General features: G+C 68.2%; 15 protein-coding genes. 4 read left to right on the top strand and 11 right to left on the bottom strand.

Annotated features, from left to right (window positions below; translation table 11 throughout):
- Window positions 1-123: 123 nt before the first annotated feature.
- Both mscL and GOARA_RS20245 read left to right on the top strand, forming a co-directional pair.
- A complete protein-coding gene (mscL, locus tag GOARA_RS11395) occupies window positions 124-921 on the top strand; it encodes a large conductance mechanosensitive channel protein MscL (protein WP_007322526.1) in 798 nt (265 codons plus the stop codon).
- Between the two features lie 156 nt (window positions 922-1,077).
- Window positions 1,078-1,638 carry a hypothetical protein gene (locus tag GOARA_RS20245; RefSeq protein WP_007322525.1) on the top strand — a complete coding sequence of 187 codons (561 nt, stop codon included), beginning with the start codon at window positions 1,078-1,080 and terminating at the stop codon, window positions 1,636-1,638.
- On the opposite strand, the gene GOARA_RS11385 is transcribed toward GOARA_RS20245, so the two are convergent.
- The 4 genes from GOARA_RS11385 to GOARA_RS11375 form a co-directional block, all read right to left on the bottom strand.
- Window positions 1,595-3,541, bottom strand: coding sequence for an ABC transporter ATP-binding protein (locus tag GOARA_RS11385; protein WP_007322524.1), 1,947 nt, complete (start codon window positions 3,539-3,541; stop codon window positions 1,595-1,597). The genes GOARA_RS20245 and GOARA_RS11385 overlap by 44 nt on opposite strands.
- Window positions 3,542-3,679: 138 nt before the next feature.
- Complete coding sequence (locus GOARA_RS20240) at window positions 3,680-3,850, bottom strand: hypothetical protein (RefSeq protein ID WP_007322523.1); 171 nt, start codon at window positions 3,848-3,850, stop codon at window positions 3,680-3,682.
- A 175-nt stretch (window positions 3,851-4,025) separates the two neighbouring features.
- Entirely contained in the window at window positions 4,026-4,697 is a 672-nt protein-coding gene (locus tag GOARA_RS11380; RefSeq protein ID WP_138947659.1) for an MspA family porin, read from the bottom strand.
- Window positions 4,698-4,718: 21 nt separating this feature from the next.
- Window positions 4,719-5,372, bottom strand: coding sequence for an MspA family porin (locus GOARA_RS11375; RefSeq protein ID WP_138947658.1), 654 nt, complete (start codon window positions 5,370-5,372; stop codon window positions 4,719-4,721).
- 146 nt (window positions 5,373-5,518) lie between these two features.
- Here GOARA_RS11375 and GOARA_RS20235 point away from each other — a divergent pair, with 146 nt between their 5' ends.
- Window positions 5,519-5,686 carry a hypothetical protein gene (locus tag GOARA_RS20235; protein ID WP_170265511.1) on the top strand — a complete coding sequence of 56 codons (168 nt, stop codon included), beginning with the start codon at window positions 5,519-5,521 and terminating at the stop codon, window positions 5,684-5,686.
- Here GOARA_RS20235 and GOARA_RS11370 read toward each other — a convergent pair.
- The 5 genes from GOARA_RS11370 to GOARA_RS11350 form a co-directional block, all read right to left on the bottom strand.
- Window positions 5,656-6,219 (bottom strand): MogA/MoaB family molybdenum cofactor biosynthesis protein, encoded by a 564-nt coding sequence (locus tag GOARA_RS11370; RefSeq protein ID WP_007322519.1) that lies wholly within the window; start codon window positions 6,217-6,219, stop codon window positions 5,656-5,658. The genes GOARA_RS20235 and GOARA_RS11370 overlap by 31 nt on opposite strands.
- 20 nt (window positions 6,220-6,239) lie before the next feature.
- On the bottom strand, window positions 6,240-7,628 hold the full coding sequence (locus GOARA_RS11365; RefSeq protein WP_007322518.1) for a S1C family serine protease: 1,389 nt from the start codon (window positions 7,626-7,628) through the stop codon (window positions 6,240-6,242).
- A 51-nt stretch (window positions 7,629-7,679) separates the two neighbouring features.
- The gene (locus GOARA_RS11360) at window positions 7,680-9,098 is read right to left on the bottom strand and encodes a HAMP domain-containing sensor histidine kinase (RefSeq protein ID WP_007322517.1); all 1,419 of its coding nucleotides are present in this window, start codon (window positions 9,096-9,098) and stop codon (window positions 7,680-7,682) included.
- Between the two features lie 62 nt (window positions 9,099-9,160).
- Entirely contained in the window at window positions 9,161-9,844 is a 684-nt protein-coding gene (locus tag GOARA_RS11355) for a response regulator transcription factor (RefSeq protein WP_007322516.1), read from the bottom strand.
- A gap of 229 nt (window positions 9,845-10,073) precedes the next feature.
- Window positions 10,074-10,925 (bottom strand): DUF7847 domain-containing protein, encoded by an 852-nt coding sequence (locus GOARA_RS11350; protein WP_007322515.1) that lies wholly within the window; start codon window positions 10,923-10,925, stop codon window positions 10,074-10,076.
- A gap of 221 nt (window positions 10,926-11,146) precedes the next feature.
- Between GOARA_RS11350 and GOARA_RS11345 the strand changes: the two genes are divergently transcribed.
- Window positions 11,147-11,920 carry an SDR family oxidoreductase gene (locus tag GOARA_RS11345; protein WP_007322514.1) on the top strand — a complete coding sequence of 258 codons (774 nt, stop codon included), beginning with the start codon at window positions 11,147-11,149 and terminating at the stop codon, window positions 11,918-11,920.
- 84 nt (window positions 11,921-12,004) lie between these two features.
- On the opposite strand, the gene rpmF is transcribed toward GOARA_RS11345, so the two are convergent.
- Both rpmF and GOARA_RS20755 read right to left on the bottom strand, forming a co-directional pair.
- Window positions 12,005-12,178: a 50S ribosomal protein L32 gene (gene rpmF, locus GOARA_RS11340; RefSeq protein WP_007322513.1), complete on the bottom strand. Its 174-nt coding sequence runs from the start codon at window positions 12,176-12,178 to the stop codon at window positions 12,005-12,007.
- A 117-nt stretch (window positions 12,179-12,295) separates the two neighbouring features.
- Window positions 12,296-12,853, bottom strand: coding sequence for a DUF4190 domain-containing protein (locus GOARA_RS20755; RefSeq protein ID WP_007322512.1), 558 nt, complete (start codon window positions 12,851-12,853; stop codon window positions 12,296-12,298).
- Between the last annotated feature and the right edge of the window lie 5 nt (window positions 12,854-12,858).

The following is a 12,858-nucleotide window of genomic DNA, read 5'->3' as shown; positions in this document are numbered from 1 at the left end:
TTCACCACTAAGAGGTGAAGGGACCGCGTCAGCGTCCAAATTCTCACTGTCTGGTTTACGATTCGACTCGATGCCTTGAGCTGTCGAAACCCGGCTGCGCCGTAACCCCGAGGAGGACCCGCAGTGCTCAAAGGATTCAGAGAATTCATCTTGCGCGGCAACGTTGTCGAATTGGCCACCGCGGTCATCATCGGCGCCGCCTTCACCAAGATCGTCGAGGCGTTCACCGACAAGGTAGTCCAGCCGCTGATCAATTCCATTCCCGGCGGCGATCCGTCCCAAGCGGCGCAGGGCCTGGGTTTTTGCATCGGCGAATGCCGCTTCCCCAACCCGGATAACGCGAATCCGGCCAATGCGCTGAATTACATCGACCTTAGTGCGGTTATCACCGCGGCCATCAATTTCCTCATCGTCGCGGCCGTCGTGTACTTCATCATCGTTCTCCCCTACAACAAGCTGTCGAGTCTTGTGATGGGCGAGAAGGAAGGCGAGGACACCGAGGTGTCGCTGCTGACGGAGATCCGCAACCTGATGGATCCCGAGGCCGCCGAGAAGGCCGAAGCGGAGAAGGCCGCGAAGGCCCGCGCCGCCGCGGCAGAGCAACTGCCCCCGCCGCCGAGTGCTCCCGCGCCGCCCCCGAGCGGACCGGGCCGCCCAGGCGCCGCCGCTCCGACGGGGGAGCCGATGATCCGTCCCGCAGCGGGAGGACCGCCGTCGGGTGCGCTGCCGCGCTACGAGCCGGGCGGATACCCCACCGGGTCGCAGCCGCCGGTGACCGGCGGTGGCTACCAAGCTCCGCCGTCGTCGTACCCCGGTTCGCAGAATCTGCCTCCGGGCGGGTACAACGCACCCCCCGGATACCCGCAGCAGCCCGGCACCGAGTTCGGCCCGGGTGACCATCCGGGACGCCATTCCCGATAGTCAGCGCCGCTCAAGCGACATCGGCCCGCCGTCGGAACTCCGACGGCGGGCCGATTCGCTTGTCGACCTACTCGGGCCTCAGCTCCACACCTTGGGGATGCGGAACGGGCCGAAGTAGTAGTAGAAGTCGTAGTCGCGGCGCGGTGGGCGCTGCCGGTGCCCGCGATCGTGATCGGGGCGCACCTGCGGGCGCCGATCGTGGCGGTGGTGCCGCCGATCGTGCCGGTGCCGGTGGCGGTCGTAGCGTCGATCGTGACGGTCGCGCTGCCGGTGGTGCCGGTCGCGCTGCCGATCGCTGCGCCGGTCGTTCCGATCCCGCTGCCGATCACCGCGCCGATCCTGGCGGTCCCGGCCGCGGTCGTTGCCCGACCGATCATTGCCCGACCGATCATTACCCGACCGGTCATTGCCCGAGCGATCATTACCCGACCGATCATTGCCCGAGCGATCATTACCCGACCGGTCATTGCCCGAGCGATCATTACCGGACCGGTCATTGCCCGAACGGTCATTACCCGACCGATCGTTGTTCTGGCCCTGACTGTGCCCGCCGCGATCGCCGCCGCCACCGTTATCCGGAACGGCATGCACGGCGCCGGCGCCGAACAACACGCCGGCCGCGAGAATCGGAGCGGCGATGAGCGCCGTTCGCTTCTGGTTCATGTGATTCCTCTCAATCCGCCCGTTGATCGGGGGGGTCTGCGGACGCAGCGGTGAGCTGCGCCAATTCGATGATGCGCGGGGCTTGCGCCGCCAACTCGGCATCGTGGGTGATCAGGATGGTGGTGCGCGATCGCGCCAGCCGCAACATCGGTTCGAGAACGCGCTCGGTCGTCGCCGCGTCGAGACCGGTGGTCGGCTCGTCGAGAATCAGCACCGGGGTGTCGCGCAAGAAAGCGCGGGCAAGTGCGATGCGCTGACGCTGTCCGCCGGACAGGTTGGCTCCGGCGTCGCGCAGCTCGGTGTCGTATCCGTCGGGCAGTCCGACGATGAAGTCGTGCGCGTCGGCCGCCCTGGCCGCCGCGACGATCTCCTCGCGCGAGGCGCCGGGGTAGGAGAACCGGATGTTGTCGGCCACCGTTCCGCGGTAGATCGCGATTCGCTGTGGCAGCAGCGTGATGTGGCTGCGCACGTCGGCCAGTCGCTGGGTCGACACATCGGTGCCGTCGATCAGGACACGACCGGAATCCGGGTCGTAGAACCGGAGCAACAGGTGGGTCACGGTCGTCTTGCCGACACCGCTGGGACCCACCAGGGCGACGAACTCGCCGGCGTCGATGTCGAGGGAGAAATCGTCGAACACCCGGGTCTGCGAATCCGGGTACGTGAAATCGACGTCGTCGAACTTGACCGGCACTCCCCCGGCCGTGTGGACGGGCAGCGCGGCGGGAAGCGGCAGCGGCGACTCCGGGTCGGTGTCGACGTCGTCGTCGGTGATGGCGATCGGTTCGTCGAGGACCTGCGCGACGCGCTCGGCGCTGGCCGTCGCTGTGGTGATGGAGACGGCGAGGCTGCCCAGCGACTGGATCTGCGGGTATAGCTGTCCGAGATAGCCGGTGAGAGCGATCAGACCGCCCAGGGTGGTGCGATCCGTCGAGATCATCCAGGCGCCGAGCACCAGGACTCCGAGCATCACCATCAGCTCCACCAGGCCGACGGCCTGGCCGTACAGCTCGCCGGCCTTGAGCTCGGTGATACGTGCGCGCATCCACTCCAACGACTGGGCGCGGACTCGGCGCCGGTCGGTCGGCCCCTGGTTGTCGGCCTGGATGGCCAGCGAATTGTCGACGCCCTCGGCGACCATGGCGCTGATCTTGCCGTTCGCGATGCGCTCACGGCGCGACACGCGTTTCAAGATGACGCCGAACCACTTCGAGACCACCGCGAGAACCGGTGCTAGCGCGAAGGCCACCAGCGCCAGCTGCCACTGCGCCATGAACGCGGCGATCGCGTAGACGATCACCGAGATGATCGCCAGGCTCGCGTCGACGACGGCGGAGGACACGAGATGCTCGGTCGACTCGACGTCGCCGCTGTGCCGGGCGATCAGGTCGCCCGACGGGTACTTGCGCCGAACGTGCGGCGCCAGCTGCTGGGTGTGCTCGTAGAGGTCGTCACGAACGCGGGTGACCATGCGCTCGGCGACCACGCCCGTGATGACTTCGCCGAAGTACGAGGCCAGCGCACCGACCAGCGTGACCGCGACCCAGGCGAGCATCGGCTTCATGAGCAGGTTCAGGTCACCGGTCACCAGCACGTTGTCGACGATGTAGGCGAACAGCGCGATGGTGATGACATTGGCCAGCAGGTCGACGAGCTGCAGGATGATGCCGAGGATCAAGCGGCCGTAGAGGCCGTGCATGTACGGCCGGAACCGTTTGATGGCCGCCAGGACGTGCAGCGGCGTCGGGGGCGGCACCAACATGGCGTCGGGCATGGGCGCGTCGTCGCCGCGCTGCCAGCCCTCGACATCCCACTCGCCGTCGACGGCGTCATCGGGTCCGTCGAGCGCGGCCTCGTCGCGCCAGTCGAAATCGTCGCGGCCCTCATCGTCGAAACGGCCGGGGCCATGAGACCTTCCGCGTGAAGACGGGAAGAACCTCATACGATTGCGAGCCATCTGATCCTCGGTGTCGGTGGATGCGCGGTCGTTTGTGGCCGCGCCCTGGGAGTAAGCGTAGATAAAACTCGACCACCGGAGAATCAGGGAGTCTTCTCCGGTGGTCGAGTGCGGCTCGCCGTGGAGCCGAATCAGGTTCTAGGAACCGTAGTAGCCGTACGGGCGACCGTAGGGCCGGCCGTAAGGACGGCCGTAAGGACGGCCGTAGTAACGACGACGGCCGTAGGGGCGGCCGTAACGACGGTCATAGCCGCGTCCGTATCCGCGGCCGTAGCCTCCGCGACGGTGACGATCAACGTTGAACTTCATGTGTCTGCCTCTCGGTAGTCCGACCCAAACTGATTGCGATCGGCTGAGCCGAACGTGTCTCTGACGCTAATCGGACGGTCGGGGGCGCGGCTAGCGGTTTAAGCGACCTCGGCGCCAACACACAGGTACCTGCCAGGTTCGCGGAAACGTCGCTCCGCGACGGACGCGCAGCGCGTTAGCCGAGGCTGAAGGGCTTGCCCCACACCACGACCTGGGCGCGCACCGTCTCGGTCTCCACCTCGATGGTGAACCGTGCGCGGGCCGACGCGTAGCCGCCGCACCCGTTGAGCCGGAAGCCCTCCTGGCTGTACGCGACGCCGCCACGGGTGCCGCGGAAGGTGAAGCGGTTGACGTTGTAGTCGCGGTAGTTCGTGTAGTCGCCCGAGGTGGTCTGGATGATCGGGACCCAGCCGGCCTGCCCCGGGCCGAGGTGCAGCGTCGTACCGGTGTTAGTGATGCCGGCGGGCATACCGTAGCGCGAGTCGACGCCGCCCGACTGCCCACTGCTCATGCCGGCGATGTTGAGTTGACATCCGACGACGTAGCCGCCGTAGACGGTGGCCCCCTGCGCTTTGCCGCCGCCGATGGTGGCGACGACCTTGCCCGAGACCCACACCTCGCGGCTGGTCTGGATGTTGGCGACGTTGCCGCGGTGGTAGCGCACCGCCTCGTCGTAGAGGCGCGCCTTTACCGTCGTGCCGTCGACGAGCTTCTTGTTCACCTTGCCGCCGGGCAGCCGCTTGGCGTCGGCGGCCGGGATCGCAGTTCCGGTGGCGGTGGCCGCGGCGAGCACGACAGCGGCGGCGGCCAGCAGCCGCCGCGTGGACGGGGAGCGGAGCGAGGTCATCATCATGGTCCTGGTTCTGCGTTATCCGAGGCTGAACGGCTTGCCGTAGAGGGTGGTCTGGATGGCACCGCTGCGGCCGCTGACCGTGCCGCGGTCGGTGCTGTAATCCTCGGCGGCGAGGACCTTGATGAAGGAGCGGGCCTGGGCGAAGCCGGCGCAGCCCTGGACGTTGATCTCGACGCCGGAGAGCTGAATGCTGACGACCTTCTTGTAGAAGTTCTTGTCGAGGGCCTGCACGACCTGGATCTGCCCAGGAGCGAGAGGAAACGACACGTTTCCACTGATCATCGGCAGTGGCCCCCCTCCCCCGAGCCCGCCCCATATACCCCCGGAGATCCCCATATCGAGACCGCCGACGTTGACCTGGCAACCCACGAGATAGCCGACCTGGACGTTGCCGCCGCCGCGGTTGATCCGCGCGGTGTACGTCCCGGACACCCGGGTGGACCGCACCATGCCGTTGTTGGCCTCACTCGGCTGGTTGTGCGCGTACTCGGCGCTGCGCTTGAGGGTGACGACCTGGCCGTCGATGCCGGTCGACTTCTTCGACCCGCCGGGCAGCCGGAGCGCGTCCGCGCCACCGGCACCCAGGCTCGACAGTCCGACCACCGCCGCAGTCGCTACCACCGCGAGTAAGACCGCGCGCCGACGCAACGACGTGTACGTCGCCATCATGTGATTCCCTTCGTGGCCAAACGCAAAACTCGTCGAAACGGTACCACTGTGACTAAGGGCACCCATCATCGGTGCAGGTTGGCGAAGAGTGTCCACCCCGTCTAATCGTGGTGCGGAGGGCGATTGCGCTCATACCAATCGCGCGTGTGTCCACCCCCCGGGCGCGCACCTCGTTCGTCGCCGGTCGTCTCCGGCAGGTCATCGCCGAAGACGTCGTCGAGACGCTGACGGCGCCGCCAGCGGGGTTCGTCCGATTCGTCCGGTTCGTCGCCGCCGGGAACCATCAGAACTCGGTGATGTCGGCGATGACGTGATGGGCGAGCATGGTGATCGTCGCCATCCCGTCGCGGACCGCGGCGCGGGAATCGGCGAGGTTGACCACCAGGGTCTGCCCGGAGATGCCGGCGAGACCGCGGGATAGTCCGGCATCGGTGGCCCCGGCGGCCAGCCCGGACGAGCGAACGGCTTCCTCGATCCCTGGCAACCGGCGATCGAGCAGCGACTCGGTCGCCTCGGGGGCGACGTCGCGCGCCCGCACACCGACGCCGCCGACGGAGATGACGACGTCGACACCGCCGATCACCGCCGTGTTGAGGGCGTTGCGGATCTCGACCTCGTCACCGGAGACCACGACGGTGGCGTCGACGTGGAAGTCGGCCTCCTCCAGGAGTTCGCCGACCAGCGCCCCGAGCCCGTCGGTATCCTGATGGTCGTCGGCGACCACCACGACCAGGGCGCGCGCGAGGGGGTCCGGCCCATCCGCGTCCGGCGTTGCCGCCAGCTCGCGAGCAGCCGCGTCGGCGACGGACTCGTCGCGGGTGGTTTCGTCGAACGCCGAGGTGGCCATCGGACTCCTTGGTTGCGAATTCAGTTGGTGGACAGGGTTTTCAGGGTGACCTTCGCGGTCGTTGTCTTACCGCCGGCCGCGTATTCGATATCCACGACATCACCCGGCGCGAACGAGCGCACCGCGGCGACCAAGTCGTCGGCGCCGGTGATCTTGCGCCCTCCGAAGCGGTGGATGACCGCGCCGTCGGGAATACCGGCGGCCGCGGCCGCACCGTTGGGCACGATCTTGGTCACGCGCGCGCCCGACTGGGTCGGGTCGGTCGTCGACGCCGGGCCCACCGAGACGCCGAGGCTCGGATGCTCGGCCTTTCCGGTCCGGCGCAGCTGATCGGCGACGCGCATCGCCTGGTCGATCGGGATGGCGAACCCGAGGCCGATGCTGCCCGTGGCGCGCTGGTTGCCGTTGGAGTCCTGACCGCCCATCGTCGCGATGGCCGTGTTGATCCCGATCAATGCCCCTCGTGCGTTGACGAGGGCGCCGCCGGAGTTGCCCGGGTTGATCGCGGCATCGGTCTGAATCGCGTCGATGACCGACGTGTTGTCGCCGATGCGCGAGGTCGAGACGGGCCGGTTCAGCGCGGAGATGATGCCGGTGGTCACCGTGCCGGCCAGCCCGAGCGGAGAACCGATGGCGATGACGTCCTGCCCGACGGCGAGGTTCTTCGACGAGCCGACGTTGATCGGCTTGAGGCCCGGGTGGTCCTTCACCTGGATCACCGCGATGTCGGAGATCGGGTCAGCGCCCCGCAACTGCGCGGTGGCCCGCGACCCGTCGTGGAAGATCACCGTGATCGCGGGCCGGCGCTCACCGACCGCACGTCCCCCGCCGGCGATCACATGGTTGTTGGTGAGAATGGTGCCGTCGGCGTCGAGCACCACGCCGGAGCCCTCACCGCCCTGATCACCGACGCGGACCGCGATGGAGACCACCGAGGGCAGCACCCTGGCGGCCACCTCCTGAACGCTGCCCGCCGGGGCGGGGGGCTGCGCCTGTGGTTGTCCGTCGCCGTGCCGGTCCCCGCCGACCGCGGCCGGCGTGTCGGTGCGGTCGACGTTGGCGCCGACCACTCCGCCGACCCCGCCCGAGACCAGCGCCAGCGCAACGGCACCGGCCGCCAGCGCCGCCTTCTTGCCGCCCTGCTTGGGGGCGGGGGTCACGTTCTGCGTCATCGGCGGGTAGGCCGCGGTCGGCGCACCGCTGTAGGCGCCGTACTGCGCGGTGGGCGGTTGCGCCGTCGGCACGGTGGGCGACGTCGGCTGACCGACGGGCGCGGGCGAGGTGGGAAAGGCCGATGCCTCCCGAGGGCGCGGCTGACTCCACTGCGCCGCGGACTCGACGCCTTCGTCGGGACCGCCTAACGGCCTCGACTGCCACGGCGAGTTGTCATTGGAGGGGGGTTGCGTCACTGCGCTTCCTCGCTTGTCTAGTCAGAGCACCCGTCTTCGGTGCCGTCCACATTACTGACGAACGACGACGGGCGGTGGTTCCACCGGGATCGGGTGGCCGGGGAGCGTCATCGTGATCAGCGCGCCGCCGAGGTGGGACTGCCCGGTGCTTACCGTACCGCCGATCCGTTCGATCACCTGACGCACGATGGCCAGGCCGAGGCCGGACCCCGGCATCGACCGGGAGGCGGCAGCGCGGTAGAAGCGCTCGAAGACCAGCTCGCGGTCTTCCAGGGGAATCCCCGGGCCGGCGTCGGCCACGGTCAGCACCGCCCGGTCGACCGCGGTCTGGCGCAGCCGGACCTCCACGGTGTGCCCGCCCGGCGACCATTTGGCCGCGTTGTCGAGGACGTTGAGAACAGCGCGCGCGAGGCCCGACGACTCGCCGAAGACGTACCAATTCTCGGCGGCGACCGCGAACTCGACGTCGTTGCGCCGGCGCCGCACGCGCTCGAGGCTGCGATCGATGATGTCGACCATGTCCACCTCCTCGTGCACCACTTCCGGCGCATCCTCCCGCGATAGGTCGACGAGATCGCCGACGAGGGTGGACAGCTCCTCGATCTGCGCGACGATATCGCTGCGCAGCTCGATCATGTCGGCCAGCGGTACGGCGGGCGCGCCCGGTTCGGCCGAGGCGATGAGCAGTTCGACGTTGGTCCGCAACGACGTGAGCGGCGTCTTGAGCTCGTGCCCGGCGTCGGCGACGAGGCGCGCCTGCTTGTCGCGCGAGTTGCGCAGGGCGGCGAGCATGGTGTTGAACGACTCGGTCAGCCGGGCCAATTCGTCGTTGCCGGTGACCGGGATGGGGTCGAGCACCTCGGTGCGCGCGACGCGTTCGGCCGCGCGGGTCAGCCGGGCGACCGGGCGCAGACCGGTGCGGGCCACCGTCGTCCCGGCCAGCGCGGCCAGGGCCACTCCCCCGCCGCCCACGACGAGCAGCACCCATGCGAGGCGCTTGAGCACGCGCTCGGTGTGCAGCAGGCTCTGCGACATGATGAGGCTGTAGCCCCGGTCCAGCTTGCGGGCCAGCACCCGCTGGTCACCGACCGTCCGCAGACTCTGGTTGTGCTGTCCCGGCCTGTTCACGCTGCGCACGATCGCCCGCTCGGGCCCCTCGAACGGCACGGAGCCGACCAGGAAGGTCTGCCCGTCGGGACGGATCAGCGCGACCGAGATGTTGGTCGAGAACACCGCGCCGGAGACGACCCGTTGGGGATCGCCGCGCAGCGCACCGGTCCGCGAGAGCGCGGTCATCCCGTCTGCCCGGCTTTCGAGCTGCCGGTCGACCTCGTTGTACATCGCGCGGTACACCACGAAGTAGGCGGCAGCCGCCATCAACGAGACCGAGACCGCGACGACGGTGGCCGAGAGCAGGGCGACGCGGGTCGTCAGCGACGCCGATCGGGTCAGCGCGAACGGCTCACGCATCTCCCGGTGCGCGACTTCTTCGCGATGGCGCTGCGACCACCGCCGCAGATCGGACCAGAGACTCAGGGCGGCGTCTCCCGCAACACGTAGCCCACCCCGCGCACGGTGTGGATCAACCTCGACTCGCCGTCCGCTTCGGTCTTGCGGCGCAGATAGCCGACGTAAACCTCGAGGGCGTTGCCCGACGTCGGGAAGTCATAGCCCCACACCTCTTCGAGGATCCGGCTGCGCGACAGCACCCGGCGAGGGTTGGCCATGAGCATCTCCAGCAGCGCGAACTCGGTGCGCGTCAGGCTGATCGCGCGCTCTCCCCTGGTCACGTCGCGGGTAACCGGGTCCAGCCGCAGGTCCTCGAACTCCAACGCCTCGGAGTCCTCCTCGTCGGGCGTCGCGCGACGCAGCAGGGCCCGCAGCCGTGCGAGCAACTCTTCGAGCGCGAACGGCTTGGCCAGGTAGTCGTCGGCGCCCGCGTCCAGACCCGCGACGCGCTCGGAAACCGAATCCCTGGCCGTCAGGACGAGGATGGGCAGGTCATCGCCGGCCGACCGTAGACGACGGCAGACTTCCAGCCCGTCCATGCGCGGCATCATCACGTCGAGCAGCAGCACATCGGGCCGCTGCGCCACGACTTTCTCGAGAGCCTCGAGCCCGTCGCCGGCGGTTTCGACGGCATAGCCGTTGAAGGTCAACGACCGGCGCAGCGACTCGCGCACCGCGCGATCGTCATCCACCACAAGAATCCGCATGGTTACTTCTTAGCGCAGCGCGCCTGAGAATTGGCGAAGGTCGCCCATCAGGGCGCGACGGGTTGCCCGGAAAATCGGCGGTATGCGAATGCCTGCAAGAGCTGGACGAACGCGCCCGCCGGGTTGCGTCATGCCGCGAGAATAGCCACAACGACAACTCGGTCCCCCGCCGGATGACGGGGGACCGAGTTGTGATCGGCGTAGGTTCTGCCGTTGCTCCGACTTCGGGCTACGGAGTTGCCGGCGCGACGTATCCGCCGGTCAGCGAGCGCCACGCGTAGGCGGTGAGCAACGCGGCCACCGGGGCGGCGACCAGCATGCCGACACCGCACAGCAGAGAGCCGACGAAGGTGATGACGCCGACCACGAGCCAGGTCAGAATGGCCGGGCCGAAATTCTCCTTGACCAGGTTGAAGCTCGTGGTCAGTCCCTCCGGACCGCTGAGATTGCGATCCACCACCGCGACAGTGGTGAAGAAGAGGAAGATGGCGGCGGCCAGGCCCGGCAGGATGCACAGTACGTAGCCGATGCTGACGATGATGCCCATGAGCAGCGACGCGATGATCACGTTGCCGACGTTGCGCGGCTGGAAGAACGAACCGAGCGTGACCTGCTGGCCATCGGTGATCTGCAGAATGCCGTGCCAGTAGGACGCGGCGATATAGCCGAGCACCACCAGAAACACCAGCAGACCGACGATTCCCACGAGAATGCTGCCGATACCGAAGCTGATCGTCGTCGCGCCGTACGCGCTCGTGTCCTTGTCGGCCATGGCGAACGCCAGACCGTAGAAGATGCCGTAGACGACGCCGGCGATGAGCCCGAAGATCAGCGTCGCGAGAATCAGCGGACCGACGTTCTTGCCGAACTTGTTGAACGCCCAGCTGAAGCCGTCACCGATGCTGTACGGCTGCCCTGCACCCGGTCCGGGCGGGTAGGCACCGGGCGGAGGAGGCGGATACGAACCCGGGGCACCCGGCGGCGGGGGCGGGTACGCGCCCGGCTGCGACGGGACGACCGGCGGTTGCTGGCCGGGGTTCACCGGCGGCTGCTGGCCCGGATCGATGGGAGGTTGAGTCATCTCGGCTTCCTCACTTGCGTTGGTTTTGCCATGATTTTGAGTCCGAACAGGCCCGAAGCTACCAAGATCGGGCGCCGCGCGGCACCGTTACGGGCAATCGTGACCGGGATGAAGGCGGGCCGCCCACGCCCGGCACGGAGGGTTACTCGCGGGTAAGTACGATGAGGTGCACGGCGCGGACCCACCGCGGCCGATGACTCCGCACAGCGAAGGTAGGCACTATGCCCTCAATCTTCATTTCCGGCGGCGCCGCCGGAATCGGCTTGGCAACCGCACGGCGTTTCGCCGACGAAGGATGGACGGTCGGCGTCTACGACGTCGATGCCAAAGCACTCGAGGCGGTGAAGAAGGAGAATCCGGCGTTCGTCACCGGCGTGCTCGACGTGCGCGAACCGGATCAGTGGAAGAAGGCCCTCGCCGACTTCACGTCGCACACCGACGGCACGCTCGACGTCCTGGACAACAACGCGGGCATTCTCGTCGCGGGCAGCCTCGACACCATCACGCCGGAGGCCGTCAAGGCGCAGATCGACATCGACGTCCTCGGGGTCACGCTCGGCGCCCAGGCCGCCCACCCCTATCTGAAGGCGACGCCCGGCTCGCACCTGGTGAACATCGCCTCGGCATCGGCGATCTACGGCCAGCCGGACATCGCGACCTACTCGGCGTCGAAGTTCTACGTCGCGGGTCTGACCGAGGCGCTCGAACTCGAGTGGCAGAAAGACGACATCCGCGTCGTCGCCATCTGGCCGTTGTGGGCCAAGACCGCGCTCGCCGACGAGGACTCCAAGTCGGCGAAGACGCTCGGCATTCGGATCACGCCGGAGGAAATCGCCGATCGCGTGTGGACCTCGGTGCACCCGGGTCCGGCCGACAAGCTCATCCACCGGACGCACTACTCGGTGGGCGTGCAGACGACGGTCCTCAACAACGCCAGCAAGGTCGTCCCCAATTTCGTCTCGCGCATCGTGAACAAGGTCATCGCCCAGAGCTGACCCGCGCACCACAACAAGGACGCCCACACATCGCGTGTGGGCGCCCTTGTTCGTCTACGGTCCGCCGAGTGCGGCGGCGACGGCCTAGCGGCGGTCGACGTCGATGAGGCCGAGCTCGGCGGCCTTCACCAGGCGGCGCGGGAGGCGCTGCGGCACGCCGTTGATCTTGACCTCTTGCAGGGCGGCGTTGTCCGCCTTCCACTGCGAGCGTCGGCTGTGGGTGTTGGCCCGCGACATGCGGCGCTTCGGAACGGCCATGATGTGTCCTTCTTTCCTTCAAGTCTTCGATTGCGCCGACATCCCCGGGCGTCGGACCGGGTGGGCGCGCAACCCTGCCAGGATAGCGTCCGAGGCGGCGCAGGCCAAAACGGCCTACTACACTCCGGTGACCGCGACGACGATCAGGAACACGGCATAGGCGACGATGACCGCGGTGGCCAACCCGCCGAGCACGATGCCGGCGATGGCCATTCCCCGGTTGCTGCCTCCGCCCGTGCCGTCTCGGTTCTGGTTGCGCAAGCTCATGATCCCGAGGATCAGGGCGATCGGCCCGGTCAGGCAGCACGTCAAACCGAGAGCCCCGCAGACCAGCGAGGCGATCGCCAGACCGTCGGTCCCCGGACCGGCTGCCGGGGCCACCGGGTAGCCATAGGCCGCCGCGTACGGATCGGGGGTGGGCGCGGCGCCGTATCCGGGCGCGGCGTACTGCTGCGGGGCCGAATACCCGGTCGGAGCCGAGTACCCCGGCGGCGCCGGATACACCGGTGGTGCCGGGTCGGTCGTCGCCGACTCGCCCACCGGTTGTTCCTGCGCGGTCGGCGGTTGCAGCGGAGGGTCGGCCGGGGCCGGCTTGCTCAGGTTGACCGAGGACCATTCGTCCTCGGCCGCGCCGGTCGGCCGATCGTGGTCCTGCGGGTCGGTCGGATTAGTCATCAATC

Source organism: Gordonia araii NBRC 100433 (genome assembly GCF_000241265.1).
Classification (GTDB): domain Bacteria; phylum Actinomycetota; class Actinomycetes; order Mycobacteriales; family Mycobacteriaceae; genus Gordonia; species Gordonia araii.
The sequence above is the reverse complement of the archived record's forward strand: the minus strand, read 5'-3'. Positions and strand labels throughout refer to the sequence as shown.

Bases quoted from the DNA above. Each gene is read 5' to 3' on its own strand.
- GOARA_RS11385 (WP_007322524.1), bottom strand. From the start codon at position 3,541: ATGGCTCGCAATCGTATGAGGTTCTTCCCGTCTTCACGCGGAAGGTCT.
- GOARA_RS20240 (WP_007322523.1), bottom strand. From the start codon at position 3,850: ATGAAGTTCAACGTTGATCGTCACCGTCGCGGAGGCTACGGCCGCGGA.
- GOARA_RS11380 (WP_138947659.1), bottom strand. From the start codon at position 4,697: ATGACCTCGCTCCGCTCCCCGTCCACGCGGCGGCTGCTGGCCGCCGCC.
- GOARA_RS11375 (WP_138947658.1), bottom strand. From the start codon at position 5,372: ATGATGGCGACGTACACGTCGTTGCGTCGGCGCGCGGTCTTACTCGCG.
- GOARA_RS11370 (WP_007322519.1), bottom strand. From the start codon at position 6,219: ATGGCCACCTCGGCGTTCGACGAAACCACCCGCGACGAGTCCGTCGCC.
- GOARA_RS11360 (WP_007322517.1), bottom strand. From the start codon at position 9,098: ATGCGTGAGCCGTTCGCGCTGACCCGATCGGCGTCGCTGACGACCCGC.
- GOARA_RS11355 (WP_007322516.1), bottom strand. From the start codon at position 9,844: ATGCGGATTCTTGTGGTGGATGACGATCGCGCGGTGCGCGAGTCGCTG.
- GOARA_RS11350 (WP_007322515.1), bottom strand. From the start codon at position 10,925: ATGACTCAACCTCCCATCGATCCGGGCCAGCAGCCGCCGGTGAACCCC.
- GOARA_RS11345 (WP_007322514.1), top strand. From the start codon at position 11,147: ATGCCCTCAATCTTCATTTCCGGCGGCGCCGCCGGAATCGGCTTGGCA.
- rpmF (WP_007322513.1), bottom strand. From the start codon at position 12,178: ATGGCCGTTCCGAAGCGCCGCATGTCGCGGGCCAACACCCACAGCCGA.
- GOARA_RS20755 (WP_007322512.1), bottom strand. From the start codon at position 12,853: ATGACTAATCCGACCGACCCGCAGGACCACGATCGGCCGACCGGCGCG.